Origin of the sequence: Arthrobacter sp. KNU-44 (genome assembly GCF_051843155.1) — a bacterium.
Lineage (GTDB): Bacteria > Actinomycetota > Actinomycetes > Actinomycetales > Micrococcaceae > Arthrobacter.
Window position 1 is genome coordinate 1198996 of the sequence record NZ_JBPXNG010000002.1, and the last position, 26039, is coordinate 1225034.

Annotated in this window: 24 protein-coding genes and 2 riboswitches; of the genes, 8 read left to right on the forward strand and 16 right to left on the reverse strand. The window is 64.4% G+C overall.

Annotated features, from left to right (window positions below; genetic code table 11):
* Position 1 precedes the first annotated feature (1 nt).
* From ACSVHC_RS06300 to ACSVHC_RS06335, 8 genes are all read right to left on the reverse strand, one after another.
* Positions 2 to 2338, reverse strand: a complete 2337-nt coding sequence (locus ACSVHC_RS06300; RefSeq protein WP_437772584.1) for an FdhF/YdeP family oxidoreductase — start codon at positions 2336 to 2338, stop codon at positions 2 to 4.
* A gap of 62 nt (positions 2339 to 2400) precedes the next feature.
* Entirely contained in the window at positions 2401 to 3726 is a 1326-nt protein-coding gene (locus ACSVHC_RS06305) for a molybdopterin molybdotransferase MoeA (protein ID WP_439180667.1), read from the reverse strand.
* Positions 3723 to 4010, reverse strand: a complete 288-nt coding sequence (locus ACSVHC_RS06310; RefSeq protein WP_437772582.1) for a DUF6457 domain-containing protein — start codon at positions 4008 to 4010, stop codon at positions 3723 to 3725. Before ACSVHC_RS06310 ends, ACSVHC_RS06305 begins: the two co-directional genes overlap by 4 nt.
* 31 nt (positions 4011 to 4041) lie before the next feature.
* On the reverse strand, positions 4042 to 4701 hold the full coding sequence (gene mobA, locus ACSVHC_RS06315; RefSeq protein ID WP_437772581.1) for a molybdenum cofactor guanylyltransferase: 660 nt from the start codon (positions 4699 to 4701) through the stop codon (positions 4042 to 4044).
* Between the two features lie 37 nt (positions 4702 to 4738).
* Positions 4739 to 5239 carry an HNH endonuclease gene (locus ACSVHC_RS06320; RefSeq protein WP_028266173.1) on the reverse strand — a complete coding sequence of 167 codons (501 nt, stop codon included), beginning with the start codon at positions 5237 to 5239 and terminating at the stop codon, positions 4739 to 4741.
* 320 nt (positions 5240 to 5559) lie between these two features.
* On the reverse strand, positions 5560 to 6327 hold the full coding sequence (locus tag ACSVHC_RS06325) for an NlpC/P60 family protein (protein WP_437772580.1): 768 nt from the start codon (positions 6325 to 6327) through the stop codon (positions 5560 to 5562).
* A 5-nt stretch (positions 6328 to 6332) separates the two neighbouring features.
* Positions 6333 to 6500: riboswitch (cyclic di-AMP (ydaO/yuaA leader) on the reverse strand.
* 145 nt (positions 6501 to 6645) lie between these two features.
* A complete protein-coding gene (locus ACSVHC_RS06330; RefSeq protein ID WP_437772579.1) occupies positions 6646 to 7464 on the reverse strand; it encodes a M23 family metallopeptidase in 819 nt (272 codons plus the stop codon).
* A gap of 2 nt (positions 7465 to 7466) precedes the next feature.
* Positions 7467 to 7674, reverse strand: a riboswitch (cyclic di-AMP (ydaO/yuaA leader).
* 126 nt (positions 7675 to 7800) lie between these two features.
* Positions 7801 to 8496 carry a metal-dependent transcriptional regulator gene (locus tag ACSVHC_RS06335; protein WP_345452396.1) on the reverse strand — a complete coding sequence of 232 codons (696 nt, stop codon included), beginning with the start codon at positions 8494 to 8496 and terminating at the stop codon, positions 7801 to 7803.
* Between the two features lie 248 nt (positions 8497 to 8744).
* Here ACSVHC_RS06335 and serC point away from each other — a divergent pair, with 248 nt between their 5' ends.
* Positions 8745 to 9875 (forward strand): phosphoserine transaminase, encoded by a 1131-nt coding sequence (gene serC, locus ACSVHC_RS06340; protein WP_437772578.1) that lies wholly within the window; start codon positions 8745 to 8747, stop codon positions 9873 to 9875.
* 22 nt (positions 9876 to 9897) lie between these two features.
* Here serC and ACSVHC_RS06345 read toward each other — a convergent pair whose 3' ends face one another.
* The 3 genes from ACSVHC_RS06345 to ACSVHC_RS06355 are packed head-to-tail and all read right to left on the reverse strand — an operon-like array spanning position 9898 to position 12171.
* The gene (locus ACSVHC_RS06345) at positions 9898 to 11244 is read right to left on the reverse strand and encodes an MFS transporter (RefSeq protein ID WP_437772577.1); all 1347 of its coding nucleotides are present in this window, start codon (positions 11242 to 11244) and stop codon (positions 9898 to 9900) included.
* 44 nt (positions 11245 to 11288) lie between these two features.
* Positions 11289 to 11780 (reverse strand): DUF3027 domain-containing protein, encoded by a 492-nt coding sequence (locus tag ACSVHC_RS06350; RefSeq protein WP_437772576.1) that lies wholly within the window; start codon positions 11778 to 11780, stop codon positions 11289 to 11291.
* Between the two features lie 7 nt (positions 11781 to 11787).
* Entirely contained in the window at positions 11788 to 12171 is a 384-nt protein-coding gene (locus ACSVHC_RS06355) for a cold-shock protein (protein ID WP_059388199.1), read from the reverse strand.
* Positions 12172 to 12415: 244 nt separating this feature from the next.
* Here ACSVHC_RS06355 and ACSVHC_RS06360 point away from each other — a divergent pair, with 244 nt between their 5' ends.
* Genes ACSVHC_RS06360 through ACSVHC_RS06370 form a run of 3 tightly spaced genes read left to right on the forward strand, consistent with a single transcriptional unit; the run spans position 12416 to position 16797 of the window.
* Positions 12416 to 12631 carry a hypothetical protein gene (locus ACSVHC_RS06360; protein ID WP_437772575.1) on the forward strand — a complete coding sequence of 72 codons (216 nt, stop codon included), beginning with the start codon at positions 12416 to 12418 and terminating at the stop codon, positions 12629 to 12631.
* 49 nt (positions 12632 to 12680) lie between these two features.
* A complete protein-coding gene (locus ACSVHC_RS06365) occupies positions 12681 to 15143 on the forward strand; it encodes a helicase-associated domain-containing protein (protein ID WP_439180668.1) in 2463 nt (820 codons plus the stop codon).
* A gap of 10 nt (positions 15144 to 15153) precedes the next feature.
* Positions 15154 to 16797, forward strand: a complete 1644-nt coding sequence (locus tag ACSVHC_RS06370) for a DNA repair helicase XPB (protein ID WP_437772573.1) — start codon at positions 15154 to 15156, stop codon at positions 16795 to 16797.
* Between the two features lie 34 nt (positions 16798 to 16831).
* On the opposite strand, the gene ACSVHC_RS06375 is transcribed toward ACSVHC_RS06370, so the two are convergent.
* Complete coding sequence (locus ACSVHC_RS06375) at positions 16832 to 17059, reverse strand: hypothetical protein (protein WP_437772572.1); 228 nt, start codon at positions 17057 to 17059, stop codon at positions 16832 to 16834.
* Between the two features lie 91 nt (positions 17060 to 17150).
* Positions 17151 to 18059 (reverse strand): LysR family transcriptional regulator ArgP, encoded by a 909-nt coding sequence (locus tag ACSVHC_RS06380; protein ID WP_437772571.1) that lies wholly within the window; start codon positions 18057 to 18059, stop codon positions 17151 to 17153.
* 69 nt (positions 18060 to 18128) lie between these two features.
* On the opposite strand from ACSVHC_RS06380, the gene ACSVHC_RS06385 reads away from it, so the two are divergent.
* The 4 genes from ACSVHC_RS06385 to ACSVHC_RS06400 all read left to right on the forward strand — a co-directional run bounded on the left by ACSVHC_RS06385 (position 18129) and on the right by ACSVHC_RS06400 (position 21483).
* The gene (locus ACSVHC_RS06385) at positions 18129 to 18764 is read left to right on the forward strand and encodes a LysE/ArgO family amino acid transporter (protein ID WP_437772570.1); all 636 of its coding nucleotides are present in this window, start codon (positions 18129 to 18131) and stop codon (positions 18762 to 18764) included.
* A gap of 84 nt (positions 18765 to 18848) precedes the next feature.
* Entirely contained in the window at positions 18849 to 19559 is a 711-nt protein-coding gene (locus ACSVHC_RS06390; RefSeq protein ID WP_059388206.1) for a response regulator transcription factor, read from the forward strand.
* A 2-nt stretch (positions 19560 to 19561) separates the two neighbouring features.
* Positions 19562 to 21043, forward strand: a complete 1482-nt coding sequence (locus ACSVHC_RS06395; RefSeq protein WP_437772569.1) for a sensor histidine kinase — start codon at positions 19562 to 19564, stop codon at positions 21041 to 21043.
* A gap of 149 nt (positions 21044 to 21192) precedes the next feature.
* On the forward strand, positions 21193 to 21483 hold the full coding sequence (locus ACSVHC_RS06400; RefSeq protein ID WP_059388207.1) for a WXG100 family type VII secretion target: 291 nt from the start codon (positions 21193 to 21195) through the stop codon (positions 21481 to 21483).
* 68 nt (positions 21484 to 21551) lie between these two features.
* Here the strand turns inward: ACSVHC_RS06400 and ACSVHC_RS06405 are convergent, their stop codons facing one another.
* From ACSVHC_RS06405 to ACSVHC_RS06415, 3 genes are all read right to left on the reverse strand, one after another.
* The gene (locus tag ACSVHC_RS06405; RefSeq protein WP_437772568.1) at positions 21552 to 22628 is read right to left on the reverse strand and encodes an RNase H family protein; all 1077 of its coding nucleotides are present in this window, start codon (positions 22626 to 22628) and stop codon (positions 21552 to 21554) included.
* A 200-nt stretch (positions 22629 to 22828) separates the two neighbouring features.
* Positions 22829 to 24457 (reverse strand): chaperonin GroEL, encoded by a 1629-nt coding sequence (gene groL / locus ACSVHC_RS06410; RefSeq protein ID WP_269998773.1) that lies wholly within the window; start codon positions 24455 to 24457, stop codon positions 22829 to 22831.
* A 296-nt stretch (positions 24458 to 24753) separates the two neighbouring features.
* Positions 24754 to 25989 carry an ABC transporter substrate-binding protein gene (locus ACSVHC_RS06415; RefSeq protein ID WP_437772567.1) on the reverse strand — a complete coding sequence of 412 codons (1236 nt, stop codon included), beginning with the start codon at positions 25987 to 25989 and terminating at the stop codon, positions 24754 to 24756.
* Positions 25990 to 26039: the final 50 nt, after the last annotated feature.

Consider the following 26039-nt stretch of genomic DNA (forward strand, 5'->3'; position numbering starts at 1 on the left):
CTCAGATACCCACCGTTCCGGCAGCTTCCTCGTGTTCGGCAGCTTCATAGTGCTTGACGAACCGCACCGTCATGGCCTTGTAGCCGGGGGTGTTGGATTCGCGGGCAACGAGTTCCCGGTGGACCAGGGCGTTGGCCTCCGGGAAGTACGCGGCTGCGCAACCCTTGGCCGTGGGGTAGGCAACCAGCCGGAACTTGTCCGCCCGGCGTTCCGTTCCGCCGAAAGTGGAGATGACGTCCACCATGTCCCTGTCCTCGAAGCCGAGTTCGCTGAGATCGTCCCCGTGGACCAGGATGACCCGGCGGCCTTCGGAAATGCCCCGGTAGCGGTCGTCCAAGCCGTAGAACGTGGTGTTGTACTGGTCGTGGCTGCGGACCGTCTGGAGGATCAGGTGGCCTGCCGGGGCTTCTAGATACTCCAGCGGGCTCACGGTGAATCGTGCCTTGCCGATGTCCGTGGCGAACGTGCGGGTGTCGCGTGGTGGATTGGGCAGGACGAAGCCGTTCTTGGTCCGCACCCTTGCGTTGAAGTCCTCGAAACCGGGGATCACCCTGGAGATGTGGTCCCGGATGACGTCGTAGTCCTCGGCCATGGCACGCCAATCCACAGGGTGGTTGTCCCCGAGGACCGCCTGTGCCATGCGTGCGACGATGACAGGTTCGCTGAGCAAATGCTCCGAGATCGGACTCAAGCGGCCCTGGGTGGTGTGGATGACGGACATGGAGTCTTCCACGGAGAGGATCTGCCGTCCGCCCGGGTGTTTGTCGTCCGTGTCGGTTCGGCCCAGGGTGGGCAGGATCAGGGAGGTCTTGCCGTGCACCACGTGGGCGCGGTTGGGCTTGGTGGAGATGTGCACCGTCAGCCCGGCCCGCTTGAGCCCTTCCTCCAGCGCGACGGTGTCCGAGCCTGCCGCGGCGAAGTTGCCGCCCATGGAAACGAACACGTCCACTTCGCCCTTTTCCAAGGCGTGTTGGGTTTCCACGGAGTCGTACCCGTGCGCCCGGGGGGTCGTGAATCCAAACTCTTTGTCCAAGGCTGCGAGGAAGCCCTCGGAAGGCTTCTCCCAGATGCCCATGGTGCGGTCGCCCTGCACGTTGGAGTGGCCGCGGACGGGACAGGCACCGGCGCCACGCTTGCCGAAGTTTCCCTGCAAGAGCAGCAGGTTGATGATTTCACGCAAGGTATCCACGGAGTGGGGCTGCTGGGTCAGCCCCAGCGCCCAGCAAATGATGGTGCCCTTCGAGGCGGCCAGCATGCCGGCCACCTTGGTGATTTCAATGCGGCTCAAGCCCGTGGCGCGTTCCGTCTCGACCCAATCCAGCGCCGCCCGGGCCTCGGCGTAGGCCTCGAAGCCGTCGGTCTGCGCCTCGATGAAGGCGCGATCAACCACTGTTCCTGGCTGCCGCTTCTCCTCCTCCAGCAGGAGGTGGCCCAGCGCCTGGAACAGGGCAAGGTCGCCGCCCACCTTGATCTGCAGGAATTCATCGGCGATGTCCGTGCCACCACCCACCACGCCGTTGAGCGACTGGGGATCCTTGAAGTTCAAGAGCCCGGCTTCCGGCAGAGGATTGACGGCGACAACCTTGCCCCCGTTGTTCTTGCAATCACGCAAGGCGGACAGCATGCGCGGATGGTTCGTGCCCGGGTTCTGGCCTACGACAAGCACCAGTTGCGCTTCGTGGATGTCTTCCAGCGAGACTGTGCCCTTGCCGATCCCGATGGTCGGGTTGAGGGCGCTCCCGGAGGACTCGTGGCACATGTTCGAGCAGTCGGGCAGGTTGTTGGTGCCCAGGCTGCGGGCAAACAGCTGGTACATGAACGCGGTCTCGTTGGCCGTGCGCCCCGAGGTATAGAAAACGCAGCGGTCCGGCGTCGTGGCATTCACGTGCTCGCCGATCAAGGCGAAAGCATCCGTCCAGCTGATCGGCGAATAGTGTGTGTCGCCAGGGCGGATGACGACCGGCTCGGCAATGCGGCCTTGGCTGCCGAGCCAGTATTCGGTCTTGTCCTCGAGTTCGGCCAGGGAGTGCCGTGCCCAGAACTCCGCGTCGACCACACGGGTGGTGCTCTCCTCGGCGATTGCCTTGGCCCCGTTTTCACAGAACTCGGCTGGACTGCGTTTGCCGGTGATGGACTCCGGCCAGGCGCAGCCGGGACAGTCGAAACCGTCCCGTTGGTTGACGCGGAGCATTGACTTGACGGTCCGGCTGACGCCCGCTTGGGCCCAACCGCGTTCCAATGCCACGGTGACTGCCTTGACGCCCGCAGCGGAGCGCTTGGGTGGGTGGATCTGGAGGTCATCTTCGTTGATGTCCTGCTCGGGTGCATGCCTGTTCATGCCCCCATCATTGCAAGGCCTGACTCTCTAATCCACCCGCGTCCATTCGGCACCGGAAACTCTCAGCCCGTCAGGGCGCTCCAGTCGACCGGCCCGGACGAAACCTTACGGGCCGGCTTGGCAGGAGTCTTCTTGGCCTTGTCTTCCGAGGACTTCGGCAGGGGAAGCGGCGGCCCCCACGGCAACGGAAAAGCGGGCACCGCCTCGCCCAGTTGCACGCCGTGCGGCGGCACCACCATGACTCCGTCCGCACCGGCGAGGCCGCGCATCATCCCGGGCCCCGCATGCTGGGCCGGCGCGGCCAGGCCGTACACGAACCTGAAGGGAAGCAAGCGCGTGCGTCCGGGATCGGCGTCGAGCATTGCCCCGCAAGGAACCTCGCCGACCTCCGGCAGCGCCCTGTGCCCCAGCCCCGCGAGAAGCGGTGCACCGATCGTGAAGAGGACCATCATGGCCGCGAGCGGATTGCCGGGGAGACCCAGCACGAAGCGCCCATCGGGCAGTTCGGCCAGCACGCCAGGATGTCCCGGACGCATCGCAATTCCGTCAATCAGCAAGCGTCCGCCGAGATCCGCAATGGCCCGCCGGAAGTGGTCGGTCCCCGAGCGGCCGGTTCCACCAGTGGTGATGACGACGTCGGCGGGTGGCGCGTCCGGCGACGGCTCGCCCTCTTCAAGGCCCGAGAGCCATTCTTCATAGGAGTCGCCCACCTTGATTTGCTCGCCGCGGATCCCGCCAAGGAGCTCGACGACGGCGCCAAGCTGGGGACCGAAGGTATCCCGCACCCGCCCGGGGACCGGGACACCCGCGGTCACCACTTCGGAGCCGGTCAGGAGCATTTTCACGAGGGGCTTGCCCAGCACGTCGAGTTCATCGCGCCCGGCCAAGGCAGCCAGGGCGAGATGGGCCGGGTTCAGGACGACGCCCGATTTGATCAGCAGCTCGCCCGCCGCAGCTTCTTCTCCCGCGTTGCGGATGTGTTGACCGTTGCGCGGTTCGCCCGGCTTCGCGTTCCCGCCGAGCGCGAGCAGCGGCAAGCCATCTTCGTCCGTGGTCAGGACCCCGTTCTCGCTCCGCAGCACTGCCTTGGCCCCCGGCGGGATCAGGCCACCGGTGGCGATAGGACTCGCTTGGTGCGGTGCCAGCCGATGGCCGGGTTCGGCGAGGATCCATGGGCCGCTGCCGTTGACCGCCCAGCCATCCATCGCAGAGGACGCATAGTGCGGCAGGTCCTGCAGGGCGTGGACATCCGCGGCCAAGGTCCTGCCGATGGCGTCCTTCAGCGCAATGGGCGCGGCGGGAATGGGCGTGGCACTATCGAAGGCAAGTTGCCGCGCCTCGGCCCACAAATGGTCGGCATGCGGGACATGCCCGGGGGCATCCGTCATCCGGCGTCGGTTCCCGGATTCGTATAGTCCTTCGCGAGCGTGCGTGCCAGGCCCATGGCGGCATCCATCGATGCAGCTTCAGTCGCTCGTCCCGAACCCGCAGCAAGTCCAGCCGCGAAGCCCGCAATGAAGGTGGTCAAGGGAGCCGCAGGCCGGACCACTGAATGGGCTGCAACGCCTGCCAGGGACAGGATCTCGTTGATGTCGATCTCGACGTCTTCCAGCTCATATGCTTGCAGCAGGCTCCTGCACCATTCCTCGAGCGTTTCTTCCTGGCTCTTCACGATCCGCCTCCACTGTCCGGTACAGCTGTTGTCACGGCACGTCGCCGTCCACTCCAAGCGCCGCGGCATCGTCCCAGGTATCCACGTCATCGGTGGACCCTGCGGGGACAGGCACGGCCAGCAGATCAAGCCTAGCAAGCAGTCGGAAGACCGCGGCGTTGGCCAGGCCACCTTGTTCTGCCGCTGCGAGCACTTCCCGTTGCAAAGCAGATACCCGGTAGATGCCGAGCAGCGGCTGCCTCCGGCCGTCGGCGGATACGGACATGACCCCTTCCGCTTCCTCGTGGCCTGCAAGTTCCCGAAGCAGGACCGGAACCGCGGCGGCCGCCAGGGGCATATCGCAGGCCAGGACCAGGACCCAGGGCGCGTGTTCCGGGGACGGGCTCACGCCGTTTTGCCCTTCGGCGTCTTGCCCTTCGCCGTCTTGCGCTACTCCGTCTTGCCCTAGGGCGAGGAGTCCGGCGGCGATCGCGGCTGCCGGTCCGGCGTAGGGCGGGTCCTCCCGTGCGGTCAGTGTGCCGTCCGGCAAAGTGCCGGGATCCGGCCCGACGACGACGACCCTCCCGGCGCCGCGGGAAGCCGCGACGGCACGCTGAAGGAGGGTGGCGCCGTCGTACCTCAACTGGGCTTTGGGCACGCCGCCGAGGCGGGAGGACTTGCCACCCGCCAATATCACCGCATCAAAGTCCACCCGCCCAGATTACCCGGGAAGCAGGCTCAATTCCGGTTCAGGCCGCCGATTCGGGCAGGAGGAAGGGATCCCATGCGGGCGCAGGTTTCTCAAGCTCCTTGATTTGCCAGATAGTCCCGGTGGGCGCCGCCGGAGTGAACCTCAGTTTCCAGCCCATCTCGGCCGGAGTGTGGTCACTCTTGGCGTTGTTGCAGCGCAAGCACGCTGCCACCAGGTTTTCCCAGGAATCCGCGCCGCCCCTGGATTTGGGGTGGACGTGGTCAATGGTGTGCGCTGCTTTCCCGCAATACGCGCAACGGTGACCGTCGCGGCGCAAGACGCCGCGGCGTGTAACCGCCGTGATGGTGTTGTACCTCGGCCGGATGTAGCGATTGAGCAGAATCACGGAGGGACGTCCGAGAATCTCCTGTGGCCCGACGACAGGCTCGTCGCCTTCGGCCACTACGCTCGCTTTTCCGGTGAGCACAAGGACCAGCGCCCGGCGGAAGGTTACTACCGCCAGCGGTTCATATCCAGCATTCAGAACGAGTGTGCGCATGCACGTACCTCTTCACGGCCGCACCCGTCAGGGGCGCGAGGGCCGGCTGCCCTCTGCATGTACGGGCTGTGGATCGACAACCTAAGAGTAAACACCCGGAGGCCAGATCAACGAATCCTTGCGGGAGTTCCAGCGCGGTGTCGGTCAAAGTTCATGTGCCGGACACATGGCCGGAACCTTTCACGCACCTGGGGGCTACTCCTCGAATCGTCCCTTTGAGACTGCCTGGAGCAGTGATTTAGCGCATGCTGGTTAAAACAGAACATCCCCGCCGGCGGACCAGCGGGGATGTTCCAGTGAAGCTATGTAGCCGGAGCTATCTAGCCACCAACGCGGATGAAGACCGGGCCGGAGCCAACGTTGACGCTGTAAAGGGCGGTGGTGCCACCGTTCCAGCCGCCGTGGACTGCCATGCCGTTGCCGACGTAAACGGCGATGTGGGCCATGCCCATGCCACCGTTCTGGTAGTAGACCAAGTCGCCCGGCTGCGCTTCAGCAGCGCTGACCGTGCGGCCAAGGGAGAGGTAGTCTGCCGGCCAGCCGTGGAAGTTGATCCCAACGGCGGCCAGGGAGTTCGAAGCCAGGGCGGTGCAGTCCTGGGCAACGCCAAGCTGTGCGTAAGCTGCGGCAGCAATCGCTGCGCCCTTGCCGCTGGCAACTTTCGTGGCGGGTGAAACAGCAGCGGTGACAGAGAGCGTCGAGGAGCCGGTAGCGGCACCCGTTGCAGCCTGCGTGGCAACCGGAGCAGCTTCCTGCGTGGCAACCGGAGCTGCGACAACCGGAGCAGCTTCGGTGGAGACCGCCGGGCGCTCGTACTTGATGGCGACGGACGAGTCAGCCGAAATGCTGGCTTGGGCGATGGACTGGACTTCCAGGGCGGAGGTCGAAGTGGACTCGCGGGGGACGTTGGTTTCTGCAGCGTTGGCTGCGATACCGCTAGTAAGCACCAGACCGGAAGCAGCTGCGATAACCGCTGCCTGACGGCCTACGCCACCGGCGTTGCTGCCGACAGTCTTAGCGATAACGGCAAGCGAGTTGGTCTTGGTGACCGCGGCACGGTGGCGCGCAACAGTAGAGCGTGAAGACACGTTAAGAGGCCTCTCCCTATGCCCGCGAGGTAAGCTGTCGGATTCGGATGGGAGTCATCCGGCCACACTTCTCCCTCTCGGAAGTTGTGCGACTTAACCCCAAGGCCATCGGTGAAGATGACCAAAAGTTGGGTCCCCCGCCTCTGCCAGACGATGTTTTGCGAACGGAACCTCGAGCAGTGGCAGAGCTAGGCAATCCACTCGAGTGCATCAACTCTCTAAAAGTTGATGCGTCTTAGACGGTACATGAGTTTTGATTGAATGTCACATTCAGGTCACGGAGCGTGACAAGCATGCGAGAGGCTTCCATCGGATTGGCTACAGCCAGCCCAGGGGGTCAACGACGTCGCCGTTGACCATGACTTCAAAGTGGAGGTGGCAGCCCGTGGAGGCGCCGGTGGTGCCGCTCAATGCGATGACATCGCCGCGGCTGACCGTCTGGCCCACCTGGACGTTGAAGGACGACAAATGGTTGTACGTGGTTTCCAGGCCGTTGCCGTGGTCCACCACAATGCGGTTTCCGCCGCCATACGGATGCCAGCCGGCGAAAGTGACCTTGCCGGCCGCGGCAGCATGGACCTGGGTGCCGCACTGGGCCACGAAGTCCTGGCCTCTATGGAACTCTCCCAAGCCGCCCGTGATGGGATTCACGCGGTAGCCGAAAGGCGAGGCCGTTGTCAGGGCGTCGAGAGGCGCCCCCAGGGTGCCCTTGGATGACGACGTCTTGATAGTGCCGACGGACTGCGCGCTCAGGAGCTGCTTGAGCTTGCTGTCCGGATCGGCAGTGGTGGAAACCGCAGCACGGCTGAAGTCGATCGTGGCGCTTGCCGCGGCCGGAATCTCAGGCTGGGTGCCCACTGCCAAGGCGGTTTGGTTTGACTCGGGCGTGGCCGTCATAGCGCCGGCGCCCGGCAAGGCGACCGTCAGGATGAGGCCTGTAGCGGCAAGGGCCACTCCGGCCTTCTGTCCTGCTCCGCTTGCGGCGGCGAACTCGGCCATCTGCCGCAAGGGACCCTTGCGGCGACGAAGTTCGCGATGGGGATCGCGGGGCCTGTCGTGCTCGACGGCGCTTGCGCTCCGCAGCACAGCAGTAGGACCGGACGCGCGCCTGCGGCCCCTGGTGTTCTGCGTGGTCAAGGTTTTCCTCTCTGGCAAGCCTGCGAAGTTAGCTGTCGGATTCGGGCCAGAGAGATCGTGGACCCGGTCCGTGCGAAGGGCACGAAACGCAAGGTACCCGGAGGGGCCTTGCGCTGTTTGCACTTCCGCTACGGACTTCACCCCAAGGCCGTCTTTCGACAGCCAATGGTGGTTCCTCCGTTTCTGCCAGTGAATGGACTAATCCACCTGATCCGCTGGCAGAACTCGGCTTCGGATCAGGTAACGCTTTGGTATCGGCGCCAGTATTTAACTATAGGGGATCAAGCCCCCGCGGTAATAATTTCGTTATATTTGCCAACCGCATCGGCGGGCCAGCTAGGCGACCGTGACAAAAACGTGCGAGGCAACCTCGGGCGGCAGCTCCAATGCGCCGTCGATATTGGGCACGCGAACGGAGATGTACTCCCCCACACGTTCCAGGGAAACCCTGGCGCCGGGGCGGATTCCGCCCTCGTCCAGCTGCACCAGAAGTTCAGGCTCCACCTGGATCGGTTCAGCCAGTCGACTGACGGTGACCCTGTTTTCAGGTGAGTATTCGTTCATCGCGTCAAGTAGATTGACCACGCCATCGGTAAAGGCGTGGGACGCGACTCCGCCCAGCGCTTCGAGTCCGGGAATGGGGTTGCCGTAAGGCGATTCCGTGGGGTGGTCAAGCAGTTCATAGAGCCGCCGTTCCACGCGCTCACTCATGACATGCTCCCAGCGGCATGCTTCATCGTGGACGTAGGCCCAGTCCAGTCCAATCACATCTGCCAGGAGCCGTTCGGCGAGCCGGTGCTTGCGCATGACCTCGGTGGCGCGTTTCCGGCCCGTTTCAGTCAGCTCAAGGTGCCTGTCGTTGGACACAATCACCAGACCGTCGCGCTCCATCCGTCCGATCGTCTGGGAAACGGTTGGGCCGGAGTGCCGCAAGCGCTCGGCGATGCGTGCGCGAAGAGCCACGATGTTCTCTTCTTCAAGCTCCAAAATGGTCCGAAGATACATCTCAGTGGTATCGATCAGATCCGTCATCCAGCTCAGCTCCTCGAGCGCAGTATCTAGCGTATTTTCGCCAGCTCCAAGCTTAGCTTATTTGGAATTACTCCGGATAATTCCGGCGCTTGACCCGAGCCAGCCGACCAAGTGCTTTCCACGTGGCGGACTATGACAGCTTCGGTTCTGCCCCCGCCTGCGGCTTCAGGCAGAATTGGGGAGTCGAAGGGGCAGCTTGCCACCTGCCACGACCCATCTAGGCCGCTACTTCACCATTGGAGCATCCCGTGAGCGACAACAGCATCACTATCCCCGCCGATTTGCTGCCCAAGGACGGCCGCTTCGGCGCCGGGCCCTCCAAGGTCCGCCCGGAGCAGATCGAGGCCCTTTCCGCCGCCTCGACGACGATCCTCGGCACCTCCCACCGCCAGGCGCCCGTCAAGAACCTGGTGGGCTCCGTCCGGGAGGGACTCAGCCAGTTCTTCCGTGCGCCCGAGGGCTACGAGGTGATCCTCGGCGTCGGAGGCTCCACCGCGTTCTGGGACGTCGCCAGCTTCGGCCTGGTCGAGAAGAAGGCCCAGCACCTCTCTTTCGGTGAGTTCGGTTCCAAGTTCGCTTCGGCAACCAACAAGGCACCTTTCCTTGAAGCTTCGTCCATCATCAAGTCTGAGCCTGGCACCCGGCCGGTTTCACAGGCCGAAGCAGGCGTGGACGTATACGCATGGCCGCAGAACGAGACTTCGACGGGCGTGGCCGCTCCGGTCAAGCGGGTTCAGGGCAGTGACGACGGCGCCTTGGTCCTGGTGGATGCGACGTCCGCAGCCGGCGGCCTGGATGTTGATGTTGCCGAAGCTGACGTCTATTACTTCGCCCCGCAGAAGAACTTTGCGTCCGACGGCGGCCTGTGGCTGGGACTCTTCTCCCCCGCCGCCCTGGAGCGCGCGGCCCGCATCAAGGCAAGCGGCCGCTGGATCCCCGATTTCCTCGACCTGCAGACGGCTATCGACAACTCGAAGCTCAACCAGACCTACAACACCCCGTCCCTGTCCACTTTGGTGACGTTGGATGCCCAGGTCCAGTGGCTCAACAAGAATGGCGGCCTGGACTTCGCTTCCGGACGCACCGCGGACTCCGCAGGCCGGATCTATGACTGGGCAGAGGCTTCCGAGTACGCCACCCCGTTCGTCGCGAAGGCAGAGGACCGCTCCAATGTCATTGCCACGATCGATTTCGACGACTCGATCGATGCCGCGGCCATCGCCAAGGTGCTGCGCGCCAACGGGGTCGTGGACACGGAGCCGTACCGCAAGCTGGGCCGCAACCAGCTCCGCATCGCTACCTTCGTTGCCATCGAGCCGGACGACGTCTCTGCGTTGCTCGCCAGCATCGACTTCGTGGTGGGCGAACTGAAGAAGTAACGGACCTGCCGCGTTCCCGCAGTCAGGACTGGTCGGCGTCGTCCGGGAGAGGATCCCGGGCGGCGCTGGCCTCTTTAACGGCGCTAGCCTCATTAACAGCGCCACTGGCGCCTTGGGACTCGATGCGGAAGAACCGCATGCCGCGGGCGCTGCTATCGAAACGGAGCCGCAGCTGGCGGGCGCGGATGATCCACACGATGCCGACGACGGCGGTGCTGGCGCCCGCGCCGGCGGCCACGCCCACAGCCCATCGGGGTCCGGCCACGTTGGACACCCAGCCGACGAACGGTGCTCCGATGGGCGTTCCACCCATGAAGATGGCCATGTAGAGTGCCATGACCCTGCCGCGCATGACAGGTTCCGTGGTGGACTGCACGTAGCCGTTGGCGCTCGTGATCATGGTCAGGGCAAACAGTCCGCAGGGAATCAGCGCCAAGGCGAACATGGTGTAGTTCGGCGCCAGGGCAGCCAGTCCGCTCGCAAGGCCGAACCCGCCAGCCGCCGCGAAGATGAGCCGCATCCGTGGCCGCCCTCGCCGGGCGGAAAGCAATGCTCCTGCGACGGACCCGATCGCCATGACCGAGTTGAGCAGCCCGAATGCCCCCGCGTCCATGCCGAACTCCGTGCCGACCATGGCCGCGATGAAGAGGACGAAGTTCAGGCCGAACGTGCCCATGATGAAAATTGCGACCAGGACAACCACAATGTCCGCGCGGTTGCGGACATAGCGAAGCCCCTCACGGATGCGGCCCTTGCCAGCGGCGGCCCGGGGTTGGACGCGTAAGGAGGCGAGGGGGATGGCCCGGATCGCGCCAAGCATTGCGAGGAAGGTCAGGGTATTGATCATGAATACCCAGCCCGGCCCCACCGCGACCGTCAACACGCCGGCCACGGCGGGACCGATCATGCGGGCGACGTTGAAGGATGCGCTGTTCAACGCAACGGCGTTGGAAAGATAGTCATCCTTGACCAGCTCCGACACGAACGTCTGGCGAACCGGGGCGTCAAGTGCCGAGACGACGCCAAGCAGGAGCGCGAACACGTAGACATGCCACAACTGCGCTGCACCGCTCAGCACCAGGAGTCCCAGGCCAGTGCTCAGGACCGCCATGGCCGTTTGGGTCATGACCAGGAGCCTGCGCCGGCTGTAGCGGTCGGCAAGCAGTCCGGCCCATGGGGCCAGGAAAAGCTGCGGACCCAGTTGGAGGGCCAAGGTCACGCCCATCGCGCCGGCATCGTGGTTGCTCAGATGGGCGAAAACCAGCCAATCCTGGGCCGTCCGTTGCATCCACGTGCCGATATTGGAAATAAGGGCACCGATGAACCAAATGCGGTAGTTAAGGACACCGAGCGATTTGAAGGTGGACATCAGTTTCCACCTTCAGGGAATTCACTCGCCGGGTCCGCCAAGGGCTAGTCAGCCTCGATGTCGTCGGCGTCGTCGTTCTCTTGGTCGTCACCGGAGGCGGCGACGTCCTCATCGGAGGGGCCACCGTCGTCGTCCGCGTCAACGGGAACGTCAGCTTCCTCCGCCAACTCTTCGGCCGCGGTCGCCTCGTCCTCCGGACGGACGCGCTTTGCCCAAGGCACCCATTCCGGGGCGAGGATGGAGTCCTCCGAAGGCAGCAGGCCAAGCTCGCTGACCGTGACCACTTTGGAGCGCGAGTTGCGGGTCACGACGGCGTACCACTGCCACCCGCCGTAGCCGGCCAGCCGCGATTCGAACAAGTGCGTGACCACGCGTTCGCCCTCGGAACGCGCGGCAATGTGCGGTCCGATTTCGGCCGGCTTGGCGATGGTCTCCACCGCGTTGCGGGCGACGTCGACGGCGGCCGCCAGGAAAGCGTCCGGCTTGCCGACGCGCCACACAGGAAGGCCGGTGCGGGGTTTCGCCGTTGATGTCATGGCAGGTTTAGGCTTCCAGCTCGTCGGCAACCTTGCGCAGGGCTGCGGCGATGGCCTTGCCCTTGGCGCCTTCAGGGTACTTACCGGCGGACAACGTGCCGGAGAGGTTGTCCAGGACAGATACGAGGTCCTGGACTACCGGAGCGAGCTCGCGGGCATTCATGCGCTTGGCTTTGGCGATGGAAGGCAACTTATCCAGCACGCGGAGTCCCAGCGCCTGGGCGCCCCGGCGACCGTCGGCGACGCCGAACTCAACCCGGGTGCCCGCCTTGAGATCCGCTACCCCTTCGGGCAGCGCGGATTTGGGCAGAAATACTTCCTGGCCGTCCTCTGCTGCGAGGAATCCGAAGCCTTTTTCCTTGTCATACCACTTGACCTTGCCGGTGGGCACGTAATCAACCTTCTTCGTTCTTACTTGCGAGACACGGCCGGCGCGCCACCGCATCCGCAGGATACTGCGGGAATAGGGGTAACTGCCTTGACCGTGTTGGTCTGTTGCTTCAAGGTTATCCTGCCCGGCAGCGGATTCGCGCTTTGAGACCCCCACAGGCAGGTCCTGCCGCCTTTTGTACGCAACGGAACTGCGCCCTGGCCTGGAACCGGGGATGCGGCCCGGGACTGTTAGCGTTGCTTCCATGATTCCCCACGACTTCCGCCGCCCGCTCACCATCGTTGCCGCAGTCGTCGCAGTCCTTTCCCTGGCGGCCGTCGCTGCCGTGATGGCGGTCGCTTTCGCCGGTGGAGTGGCACCGGCCTGGGTCACGTCCACCGCCCTCTACGGGCTGCCGCTCGCCTTCATTTTGATGGCCGCGTTGGTAGTTGACTCTGTGCGGGCACGGCGTCGTCAATGAGCAGCCGGAAAGCCCGACGGCGGACCCGGCTGGCTGTAACGTTGAATTGATGTCCCTTATTCGCGCGCTCAGCAAGGAACTGGAAGCGCGCAGCGATGATTCGCTGCGGGCCCTGTTTGCCGCGCGGCCGGACCTCATCTCCCCCGTGGTCCCGGACTTCGCTGCACTCGCGGCGCGGGCAAGTGCCCGGGTCAGCGTGCAGCGCGCCCTGGAACGGCTCAACAAACCGGAGATGCAAGTACTCGAGACGCTCCACCTGTGCACCAACACCGACACCGGCCACAGCGTCTCGGCGGCGGGGCTGAAGAAGTGCATCAACGGCGCCACCCTTGCCGCGCTCGAGCCGATCCTGAACAAACTCCAGGAACTGGCCCTCATCCACCGGGCCGATCCCCCGGCCACGGTGCACAATCCAGGCCGGCAGCGTTTCTACTTGCCGGTGGGCAGCCTCAAGGACGTCATCGGCATCTACCCGGCGGGTTTGGGCCGTAGCTACACCGAGTTGGTGCGGCTGCAACCGGCCTTCGCCCAGCGCGTGGTGCATCTCGTTGCCGAACTCCACCAAAGCGGCGCCAACATCCTGGCCGCCACGACGCCCATGGACGCGGCGCTGGCGCTGCAACGTTGGACATCGACGCCGGAGAACCTTCAGCACATCCTGTCCGAGGGACCTGTGCGGACGCGTCCCCTTTTGAACAAGTTCGGCAACTGGGCCATGGGCGCCGTTCCCCAGGCCCAGCGCAAGGCTTCCGTGCTCCATGAAGGCCGCGACGTCGGTCCCGTGGACTGGCTCTTGGCCCGCGGATTACTTGTCCCCTTGGACGCCGGCCACGTTGAGCTCCCGCACAGCGTCGGACTGTCCCTGCGCGGTGGCGCGATCGTAGACCACTTCACGTTGAAGCCTCCCGTACCGGAGCTGGGCCAGACGAGTGCTGCCCTGCGCCGGAATGCCGCCATGGGTGCCATCGCCGAAGTACTCCGTTTGGTGGGCGAACTCCTGTACGCGGTCCGCGAGCAGCCGGTGGTTACCCTGCGCAGCGGAGGGGTCGGCGTGCGTGAACTCAAACGCCTGGCCGATAGCCTTCGCATGGGGTTGTCCGAGACCGCCCTGATCCTCGAGCTCAGTGCCTTGTCAGGATTGTTGCGGCTCGATGTGGACAGTTCCACCTGGGTGCAACCGCCATCGGTGGAATGGCTCACGCTCCCCCGCCAGGAACAGTGGCTCTGGCTGGTCAACGCCTGGCTCGCGAGCGAGCGCGCTCCTTCCCTCGTGGGACAAACCCTCCCCGGGCCTGCCACCACGGCACCCCGATCCGGTTCTCCGGCAAGTTCCATCAACGCCCTGTCCGCCGAGGCCCAACGCCCTGACGCCCCGCTGGTCCGCAAACGGATCCTGGAGATCCTCGAAGAGCTCACCCTCGAAGTAGAAGCAGCGGACGGCAAGGCTCCTGTGCTCAACGCCGAAGCCGTCATGGAACGCGCGGAATGGGCCCAGCCCCGGATGTCTCGACGGTTCAGCTCCCTTGTCCGCGGAATCCTGCACGAAGCCGAACTCCTCGGGCTCATGGGCTCTGGCGCCCTGACCCAGCTTGGTTCGGCGATCGCCACCGAACAGCCCGAGCTGGCCCTCAGTATCCTCGGCGAACACCTGCCCGCGGCCGTCAATCATGTCCTGCTCCAAGCCGACCTGACCGCCGTCGCCCCGGGATACCTGGCACCTGAACTGAGCGAAAAACTGCTCTTGATCGCCGACGCCGAAGGCCAGGGCCCGGCCACGATCTTCCGCTTCTCCGGAGATTCGATCCGCCGCGCGTTGGACGCCGGCCAGGACGCGGAAACCATCCTCGCGTTCCTGCGCACCCACTCCGCCACCGATGTTCCCCAACCGCTCCGCTACTTGATCAAGGACATCGCCTCCAGGCACGGCCGGCTGCGTGTCGCCAGCAGCCCCAGTTTCATCCAAAGCGACGACGAGGCCGCCATCGCCGAGCTCGTTCGGGAGCCGGGAGCCGCGAGCCTGGGACTTGTCCGGATCGCCCCCACAGTACTGACCTCCGCCGCGAGCCCCCGGGAGACCGCGAGGGTGCTGCGCGAGCTGGGACTCTCGCCTGCCGTGCAGGAGGCGGAGACCGCCGTCGTGCGCTACAAGAGGACGACGGCCGTGGCCGGGGGCGTTCGCCCCGTATACACTGCGCCCCGCATTGCACCGCCGGACGACGACGTCGACGCCCAGCTCGCGGTGCTCAGGCACCATCGCGCGGTCCATGGCGAATCGACCGGCGAGGCGGCAACGCAACTGGGACTCGAGACCCTGCAGAGGGCCATCCGGCTGAAGCAAGCGGTCACCATGAACGTGGTGGACGGCTTGGGGAATTCCAATACCGAAACCGTCGTTCCGGTATCAGTGTCGGGAGGACGCGTCAGGGTGTTCGACGCCGCCAGGGATACCGAAAGAGTCTTGTCCATCCACCGCATCATCGATGTGGAGCCCGCGGGCGATCCGCACAAGTGAGGAAGCAATAGTGAGCGACGGTCCGCTGATCGTACAGAGCGACAAAACCATCCTGCTGGAAGTCGACCACGAGCTCGCTACCGAGGCACGGCATGCGATTGCGGCATTCGCCGAGCTGGAGCGTGCCCCCGAACACGTCCACAGCTACCGGCTCACCCCTCTTGGCCTCTGGAATGCGCGCGCCGCAGGACTGGACGCCGAAAAAGTCCTCGACACGCTCCTGCGCTACTCCCGTTTCCCGGTGCCGCACTCCTTGCTGATCGACATCGAAGAGACGATGTCCCGCTACGGCCGCTTGCGCCTCGAAAAGGACCCGCAGCACGGCTTGGTCATGCGTACCACCGACTACCCCGTACTCGAGGAAGTCATCCGGGCCAAGAAAATCGCACCTTTGCTGGGGCCGAGGATCGACGGCGAAACCGTGGTGGTGCACTCCTCCCAGCGGGGACAGCTCAAGCAATTGCTGCTCAAGCTCGGATGGCCGGCCGAGGACCTCGCAGGCTACGTGGACGGCACTCCGCACCTGATCGCTTTGAACGAGGACGGTTGGCACCTGCGGCCATACCAGAAGCTTGCCACGGAGAACTTCTGGGCAGGCGGCAGCGGCGTCGTCGTGCTGCCTTGCGGTGCGGGCAAGACCTTGGTGGGGGCCGCAGCCATGGCTACAAGCTGCACCACCACGCTGATCCTGGTCACCAACACTGTCGCGGCCCGGCAATGGAAGGACGAGCTCCTCAAGCGGACGTCGCTGACGGAGGAGGAGATCGGCGAGTATTCGGGCGCGGTCAAGGAAGTCCGGCCGGTCACGATCGCCACCTACCAGGTCCTGACCACGAAACGCGGAGGCCTTTACCCGCACTTGGAACTCGTGGACGGGCACGACTGGGGACTCATCATCTACGACGAGGTCCATCTCCTGCCGGCTCCGATCTTCCGGATGACGGCGGACCTGCAGGCGCGGCGTCGTCTGGGACTCACTGCGACACTTGTGCGTGAGGATGGTCGTGAGGGTGAGGTCTTCAGTTTGATCGGCCCCAAGCGCTACGACGCACCGTGGAAAGATATCGAAGCGCAGGGCTACATTGCGCCGGCGGACTGCGTGGAGGTCCGGGTGGACCTGCCCCGGGACGAGCGCGTGGCCTACGCGATGGCTGAGGATGCGGACAAGTACCGGCTCTGCGCGACGTCGGAGACCAAGACCACCTTGGTGGAGCAGCTCGTCGCCTTGCACCAGGGCGAGCCGCTGCTGGTGATCGGCCAATACATCGACCAGTTGGATGAGATCGGCGAGCGTTTGGACGCTCCCGTGATCAAGGGCGATACAACAGTCAAGGTGCGGCAGAAGCTGTTCGATGCCTTCCGCGCCGGTGACATCAAGACCCTGGTGGTGTCCAAAGTGGCCAACTTCTCGATCGACCTGCCCGAGGCATCGGTGGCAATCCAGGTATCGGGATCTTTCGGTTCCCGCCAGGAAGAGGCTCAACGCTTGGGGCGCTTGCTTCGCCCCAAGCAGGACGGCCGTGCGGCACGCTTCTATTCCTTGGTGGCCAGGGACACCCTCGACCAGGACTTCGCCGCCAAACGGCAACGGTTCCTCGCCGAACAGGGCTACGCCTACCGGATCATGGACGCCAAGGACGTACCCGCCGCGTAGGGCTGGTCAACTTAAGGGCTAGTCAACTTAAGGGCTAGGCAACCAGCTGTTGCGTGCGCTCCTGGTGCCCCGCTGCTTGCAGCACGACGGCGTCGACCACAGCCCAGGAGTCCTCGTCTTTGAGCTGCGCATCGGCAAAGCGTTCAGCGGCGGAGCGGTCGTTGAACGCCTCGAGCTCGATGCGTCCAGAGTGCGTGTCCAGGTAGCTGACATGGAATTCGACGTTTTGAATGTCAACGCGTGAATCTTGTTTGTTTTCCATGGCTCAAGTGTGAAACGGGGCTCCGACAATTTAGGACTGTGCCCGCGGCGTGTTGGCTTTTGGCCAGCTTGTCAGGCCCTGCACAGCATCGTCAGGCCCTGCGCAGCACTTCCGCGGCGGTGCTCCGGACCGCCTCAGTCACGGCGTCCAGGATCCGCGACGGTGTCCGCCACCGTTGCCAGTACAAGGGCACGTCCAAGGGCTGCCCGGGCGCGAGTTCCACCAAGTCTCCATCGGCTATCTCCCGGCCGCATTGAGGTTCAGGCAGCAATCCCCACCCAAGCCCCAAGCGAATGGCCTCGGCAAACTCCTGGCTGGACGGAACATAGTGGCGCGGTCCTGCCGGCTCCATCCCACGCCCAGCCCCGCCAAGGAGTTCCAGGAAACGATGTTGGTACTCGTCCTTGCGGTCGAAGTCCACGGCCGGAGCTGCACCCAGCGCGGCGACATCGACCCCGTCGGGAAGCCACCGCGCCCTGAATTCGGGCGTAGTGACGGCACGGTATCGCATGCTTCCCAGCGGTTCCACGCGGCAGCCCTGTACCGGCTCGGGAGTCGCTGTCACGGCGGCCATCACCGTTCCGGCGCGCAGCATGGACGTGGAATACTGCTCGTCGTCCCGGTGAAGATCGAAGACGGCGTTCAGCTCCGCCGGGACCTTTGTGAGGGCCTTCAGGAACCAGACGGACAAGGAATCCGCGTTGACCACGATCGGAACCGAGACCATCGGCGATTCGCCGGGCAGGCCCAGTTCGAGCTCGGCGTCGGCCTCCAACTGGGCGAGCTGCCGCGCCAGCCTGAGCACCACATGTCCCGACTCGGTGGCCTGGACCGGATTGCTGCGCTGCAGCAAGACCCTGCCGGATGCTTGTTCAAGCGCCTTGAGGCGCTGGGAGACGGCCGACGGCGTGATGTTCAGTGATCGGGCAGCGGCGTCGAGCGTACCTTCCGCGAGCACGGCGGCGAAGGTGTGCAGCTGTTCGGAAGAGAATCTGGCCATAAGATGATCTTACGATGCCTAAGAATATTTAGCTGGACTAATGTTCAGGGCGAAACTTAGCCTCGAAGAATGAACTCCCACGACGTCTTCCACGCTGCCGGCTTGGGCCTCGGCACAGGCCTGGCCCTCATTGTTGCCATTGGCGCCCAAAATGCTTTCGTCCTCCGGCAAGGAATCCGCGGCGAACATGTCGGGGCAATCGTTGCAGTGTGCGCGATCTCGGACGCGGTGCTCATCGCGGCCGGGGTACTCGGCACAGGCGCCCTTCTCAGCGCGGCGCCTGCCGCCGTCGTCGTTCTCCGCTATGTCGGCGCGGCATTCCTGGTGACGTACGGCGTGATGGCGGCACGGCGGATCCTCAAGCCGCAAGCGCTCGTGTCCGCTGAGCCCGGGCCTTCGGGTGCCGGTCGAAGCGGACTGGCTGCCGCGCTGGCAACTGTCATGGCACTGACCTGGCTCAACCCCCATGTCTACCTGGACACCGTCTTGCTCCTGGGATCCGTGGCGAACGCGCAAGGGCCCGGGCTGCAGTGGTGGTTCGGCGCCGGAGCCATGCTGGGCAGTATTCTCTGGTTCTGTTCACTCGGGTTCGGGGCGAAACTGCTGCGCGGATTTTTCGCGCGGCCGGCGTCCTGGCGGATCCTCGACGGAGGGATTGCCGTCACCATGGTGGGACTCGGCGTCGGGCTCGCTCTCGGTAGTTAGCCCGGGCCCGCAACCACGACACCCCGATAATTCTCACAACAAGTATCCAGTCAACTCCCAGAAACTGGGAGCATCATGAATGGTATGAAAAAGAACGGCCCCGAAGCCAAGCTCCTCGTCGTCGACGACGAACCCAACATCCGTGAGCTGCTCTCCACCTCGCTGCGTTTTGCTGGCTTCGAGGTCGTTGCGGCGTCGAACGGCCGCGAAGCGCTCGCTGCCGCCGATCTTCACGCCCCGGACCTCGCTGTCCTGGACGTCATGCTCCCCGATATGGACGGGTTCACTGTCACCCGCCGGCTCCGTGCCGCCGGAAAGCACTTCCCTGTCCTGTTCCTGACGGCCAAGGACGACACGGAAGACAAGGTCACCGGCCTGACGGTGGGCGGCGACGACTACGTCACCAAGCCCTTCAGCCTGGATGAAGTGGTGGCCCGGATCCGCGCCGTGCTTCGCCGCACGCAGCCGATGGAAGACGACGACGCCGTCATCCGCGTTGATGACCTTGAGCTCGACGACGACGCGCACGAGGTCCGCCGCGGCGGCACCATCATCGAGCTCTCGCCCACCGAGTTCAAGCTGCTGCGCTACCTCATGCTGAACCCCAACCGGGTGCTTTCCAAGGCGCAGATCCTGGACCATGTCTGGGAATACGACTTCAACGGCGACGCCTCGATCGTGGAATCCTACATCTCCTATCTCAGGCGCAAAGTGGACATTGACCCGGATGCCACTGCCTTGATCCAGACCAAGCGCGGCGTCGGTTACGTACTGCGGACGGCCGAGAAGCGCTGACCTTGTTCAACCGTTGGAAGTCGGCCTCCCTCAGGTCGCAGCTGGTCGCCATCATCATGGGGCTGCTGCTCCTTGCCTTGGCCGCCACGGGCGCCGGGACGCTGACGCTCGTCAAGAGCTACCTCCAAGGGCAAGTGGATGACAAGCTCAAGGCTGCCGTCCAGATCGCCCAGCAACAGCAATCTTTCGCCAATCTGTCTGAGGCGGGCCCTGCAGTGCCCACGGACTATTCGTTGACGCTCTACGTCCAGGGCCAGCCGCCGTATCCGTTCGGCGGCAGCAAGACGGATCGGCCGAGCATCGCCACCATCAGCCCGGGTGAAGCCAAGAACCGCAATTACGCACCCTTCCAGGTGAACGGCACCGCCGGCGGCGATTGGCGTGTGGTGGCGGTCAACGTCGTGGACAACCGGACCGGGCAAAACGCAGTAGTGATCGTCGGGCTGCCCCTGTCCCCCGTGGACAAAGTCATGGAACACGCCACGCTCGTAGTAGTCGGCGTCGGACTGTTGACCCTGGTGCTCGCATTCTTCATCGCCACCTGGACTGTTGCACGCTCCTTCCGTCCCCTCTCACGCGTTGAAAAGACTGCAGCTGCTATCGCCGCCGGTGATCTCTCACGCCGCGTGGAGGTCGAAAACCCGGTCACCGAAGTCGGTCGCTTGGGTGCTTCCCTCAACGCGATGCTCGCCCACATCGAGTCGTCCTTCGCGGCCCGGGCGGCTTCCGAGGCGAGAATGCGGCGATTCGCCGCCGATGCCTCCCACGAACTGCGGACCCCCTTGGTCACTATTCGCGGTTTCTCCGAGCTCTACCGCCACGGCGCCCTTGCCACGCCGGAAGATGTGGGCACCGCCATGGGAAGGATCGAGAGCGAAGCCAAGCGCATGGGATCCATGGTGGAAGACCTGCTCCTGCTTGCCCGCCTGGACGAACAACGGCCATTGCAGCTCAAGCCGGTGGACCTGCACCTGCTGGCGAACGACGCCGTCGTGGACTCATTCGCGACGTCCGGCGAGCGGAAGATTTCGCTCACAGGGCTCGACGGCGGAGCGGCAGCGCCTGCCCCGGTCCAGGGTGACGAGGCCAAGCTTCGTCAGGTGCTCGGAAACCTGGTGGGCAATGCCCTGCGATACACCCCCGAAGGAACGCCGATCGAGGTCGCCGTGGGGGTGCGGGACACTCCCGGCGGTCCGTTTTCCGTTCTCGAGGTGCGGGACCACGGCAGCGGCATTCCGGCCGAGGAACTGCCCCGGATCTTCGAGCGCTTCTACAGGGCGGACACTTCACGCACGCGGGAGACAGGCGGCAGCGGGCTCGGTCTCGCGATTGTCGCTGCAATTGTGGGTTCCCACGGCGGTACCGTCAGGGTCGAAGAGACCGACGGCGGCGGGGCCACCCTGGTTGTCAGCCTCCCCTTCCAGGACGACATGTCCGAGGTACCGGAAGATGCGGGTATCGCCGACGCGGAGATCTCCGACTAGCAGTTTTCTATGCTGGGCGGCTTGATTTGGCGAGTTGTCCACATAGGAAGATTCGGCTCTGCTTGCGCCATGTGACGGCTTCTAGGCTCATTGTGTGGACCACAAGCCAGCCGCACCCGCGGACCCCTTTAGTTGAAAGGCAACGCCCTATGAGCGTCATATCCGTCGATACCGAACTGCTCCAGCTCAAGTCCGCCAACGTCAAAGCCACCGTGGATCGCATCAGCGCCGACGTCCAGGCGATGAAACGTGGCCTGGACGAGCTCCAAGCCACCTGGAAGGGGTCAGCGGCCAACAATTTCCAGGCACTCGTCTCCGAGTGGACGTTGACCCAGAACAAGGTGGAGGCCTCACTCGCATCCATCAACCTGGCACTGTCCTCCGCCGCTGCAAGCTACCTCCAGACCGAGCAAGGCAACACCCAGCGGTTCAGCTACTAGGAACGGCCAGGAGATCCCGGCGGGCGGCAAATCTGCCTTCCCACCGGGGTCCGTCTGCTTCTGCCCCGTTACTTCTCCGGCGTCGACTGGTGGAAGCGCAACCGCCAGCGGCCGTCGTCGAGCAACCAGATCGAGCTCCGCAATGCCGAGCCGGCTCGCCCATAACTTCTGTAATTGAGCAGCATGGCGTTGCCGGAGATGCGCTCTGCGGAAATTACCTCAACCTCCGCGGTTTCGCCTGGATCGCCCTCCAACGCCATCATGAGCTCGTCGCGGGACCACACACGTCCGGAGCTGCCAATCTCGGTGAAGTCCGGGTGGAGCAGGATCCCCGTACGCCCAAGGTCTCCCCTGACGTCGGGCCTCAGGAGCTCCTTCTCAAGGAGAATCACGGTTTCTTCGTCTGAGCGCCCGCCCGCCTGGCCAAGGACCGTTTCTTCGTCGTCTCCGGCGAACAAAGTGGACTCGATGAACGGCTCCTGTTCCGTGAACGCCGCCGGCGCGTTAGGCAAGGATGACCCGCCCAAAAGGTCCTGACCGCCGAACAACGTGAGGTCTTCATCCGGGTTATCGGCGTCGTCGTGGCCGTCGAAAAGCGAGGGCGCCTCCACAGGCACTGTGCGGGCTGACGGCGTGCGCGCTGCTGGCGTGCGGGCAAAGGACCGCGCAGCCTCATCAGCCCCCGGATAACCAGGTCCGCCGGGAGCAGCTGTTCCTTGCTGGAACGCCGTGGCTACAGCGCGGGCGCGATCGTCGGCGGCCTCGTTGAGGTCGTGGCCGGCGTGGCCCTTGACCCACTCGAACGTGTACTTGCGGCCGACAATGGCCTGGTCGATGTCCTTGAGGAGATCGACGTTCAAGACGGGCTTTCCGTCGGCTTTGCGCCAGCCCTTGCGCTTCCATCCCGGCATCCACTTGGTGATGCAGTTGATGACGTACTGGCTGTCGCAGAGAATCTTCAGCTCTTCATCGGGCACGTGTGCCGTGGACCGGAAGAGGTCAAGCACCGCCATGAGCTCGCCCTGGTTGTTGGTTCCGTGCGGCCAACCGCCGGCCCTCCAGCAAGAGTCGTTCACGTACCAGGCCCAGCCGGCAGGCCCGGGATTGCCGAGGGCAGAACCATCGGCGGCAGCAATAATCGTCATGGTTTCCATCCTGCCAGACCGCCCCGACACTCCCGGACCGCGAGGCAGTGAGCGAGCGTCGGGCCAAAACCCCACACAAGTGAGCGAGCATCGGGCCAAAACCCCACACAAGTGAGCGGGCGTCGTTAAACGGCGACGACGGCCCCCACCTGAAGCGGGGACCGTCGTCGTGCGTGAGGCTGGTGAGCCGGCGCGGGGGCTTAGAAGCCGCCCATGCCGCCCATGTCGTCGCCGCCACCCATAGACGGAGCGTTCTTCTCCGGCTTGTCGGCAACAACGGCCTCGGTGGTCAGGAACAGACCAGCGATGGACGCAGCGTTCTGGAGAGCCGAGCGGGTGACCTTTACGGGGTCGTTGACGCCGGCGGCCAGCAGGTCCTCGTAAACGCCGGTTGCAGCGTTCAGGCCGTGGCCCGACGGCAGGCCGCGGACCTTGTCGATGACAACGCCCGGCTCGAGGCCAGCGTTGTAAGCGATCTGCTTGAGCGGAGCGTCGATGGCAACGCGGACGATGTTGGCGCCCGTTGCTTCGTCGCCTTCGAGCTGCAGGTTGGCGAATGCCTTGGCACCGGCCTGGATGAGGGCAACGCCACCACCGGCGACGATGCCTTCTTCAACGGCAGCCTTCGCGTTGCGGACTGCGTCCTCAATGCGGTGCTTGCGCTCCTTGAGCTCTACCTCGGTTGCGGCACCGGCCTTGATGACTGCAACGCCGCCGGCCAGCTTGGCCAGGCGCTCCTGCAGCTTCTCGCGGTCGTAGTCGGAATCGGAGTTCTCGATCTCGGCACGGATCTGTGCAACACGACCGGCGATGGCGTCGGCGTCGCCGGCACCTTCGACGATGGTGGTCTCGTCCTTGGTGACAACAACCTTGCGGGCGTTGCCGAGCAGTTCGAGGGTTGCGTTCTCGAGGCTGAGGCCGACCTCCGAGGAGATGACCTGGCCACCGGTGAGGATAGCGATGTCGGCGAGCTGTGCCTTGCGGCGGTCACCGAAGCCCGGAGCCTTGACGGCAACGGACTTGAAGGTGCCACGGATCTTGTTGACGATCAGGGTGGCCAGGGCCTCGCCCTCGATGTCCTCAGCGATGATCAGCAGCGGCTTGTTCGACTGCATGACCTTCTCCAGGACCGCAACGAGTTCCTTCACGTTGGAGATCTTGGAGTTGACGATCAGGATGTACGGGTCTTCAAGGATGGTTTCCTGGCGCTCTGCGTCGGTGACGAAGTAAGCGGAGATGTAGCCCTTGTCGAAGCGCATGCCTTCGGTGAGTTCCAGCTCAAGACCGAAGGTGTTGGACTCCTCGACCGTGATGACGCCTTCCTTGCCGACCTTGTCCAGGGCTTCAGCAATGAGGTTACCGATTTCGGTGTCGCCGGCAGAGATGGAAGCCGTGGCCGCGATCTCTTCCTTGGTCTCGATTTCCTTTGCGGAAGCAAGCAGCTCGCGGATAACGGCTTCAACAGCCTTTTCGATGCCGCGCTTGAGGGACAGCGGGTCGGCGCCGGCAGCTACGTTGCGCAGGCCTTCCTTGACCAGTGCCTGGGCCAGGACGGTGGCGGTGGTGGTGCCGTCGCCAGCGACGTCATCCGTCTTCTTGGCAACTTCCTTGACCAGCTCGGCGCCGATCTTCTCGAACGGGTCGTCCAGCTCGATCTCCTTGGCGATGGAAACACCATCGTTGGTGATCGTGGGGGCGCCCCACTTCTTTTCGAGGACGACGTTGCGTCCACGCGGGCCGAGGGTGACCTTGACGGCGTCGGCGAGGATGTTCAGACCCCGCTCGAGACCGCGGCGTGCCTCTTCATCAAATGCAATGATCTTGGCCATAACGGCGGTAGTCCTTTCGGGACAGTCGTTAAGAAGGTGCCTTCACTGCGGTGCCCGCGACGGACGATCCTTCACATTCGGCCTCTGTATGCCGCGTGCTCCGGACCTCACCCCAGCAAGGTTTTCTTTGTTCTCTCAGGCACCGCCACTGTTTCCATACGGCCGGAGCCGGGAAGAATTAGCAGTCAGTGCTTGAGAGTGCTAATCAATAATTAGCACTCACCCGAGGAGAGTGCAAGCAGCAAGAGCTGGAAACTACTCGCCACGCCAAGGGAATTCGCTACGGGCACAAGCCGTCACGGAGTCCGTGAGGCCGTCTCCTTGCCGCTCACCCGCGCAGTGTTGTCTGCCCCGTAGGTGAAGACCATGTAATTCGACGAGGTGACGTCGCCGTTGGCGTCGAACCCGATGGTGCCGGACTCGCCGTCGTAATCCGGGAGCTTGCCCTCCTTCAGCAGCTCGACGCAGTCCTTGTATGACGTACAAGACGTGCGTTCTTTCGTTGCCGCATCGCCCGACGTCGGACGCGTCCCGCCGGACACTGTGGTGAGCCAGGCCGCGATCGAGCCGCCGGCGTCGTCGCCCGCCGCTGCGGCCGCAAGCGCCGCGAGGGTAACGGCGTCGTACGTCTCGGCGGCGTACGTCGTGTCCTTGAGTTTGGGGTCGATGCCAGTCAGATCGGCTTGGAACGCCGCGCTCGGGAAGACACCTGGAAGAATCCCCCGCGCGCCGTTGAGGCCACCGGCACCGAGTGCGGTTCCGTATTGGCGGATGGCACCGTCGCTCAAAATCAGGCTCTTGCCGCTCAGCCCCGCGTTCAGGAGCTCGGCCAGGGCGCCTTGGGCACCGTCACGGGCAACCACGACGACGGCGTCCGGTGTGCCGGACTTGATGCCCGCCGCGGCGGGAGCTGCTTTGCCGGCCGCGAATTCCGCGTTGGACACGGCGTCCATTCCGAGGCTGCGGGCAGCGTCCATGACCGCTCCGGAGACACGTGTTCCGTAGTCCCCGGCTTCATGCAGGACGGAAATCCTCTTGGCGCCGGCGTCGTGGGCAAGCTTCGCCAGGACGCTGCCCTGTGCGGCATCGGCGGCCGTAGTGCGGAAGTAGAAGCCGCCGTTCTTGTAGCTGCTGAGTCCTGACGCCGTGTTGGCCGGTGAGATAAGTGGAATCCGGGCAGGAGACAGAACATCGATGGCGGCGGGCGCATGGCTGGAATCCGTCGGCCCCACAACGACGTCGGCGTGGGCTGATAGCAACGCCTTGGCTTGCGCCGCGGTATCGGCAGTGAAAGCCGCCGCGCTGGCTGCCTGGCTAGCGCTGCTGCTTTCGCTGGCCGCCGATGCCGGAAGCAACTCGACGGGATGGCCCTTGTATCCGCCTGCATCATTGATTTGCTTGACGGCCAACTTGGCTGCTGCCAACTCGGACTCGTTGAGGAATGCGGAACTGCCGGTATTGTCCAGAATCACGCCGATGCGCAGGATGCCGTCGCCACTCGGGGTAACCGAACTGAGCCTGGCGTTAGCCACGGGGGCGGAACATCCGGCCAATCCGAGGGCCAAGGCTGCAAAACCTGCGA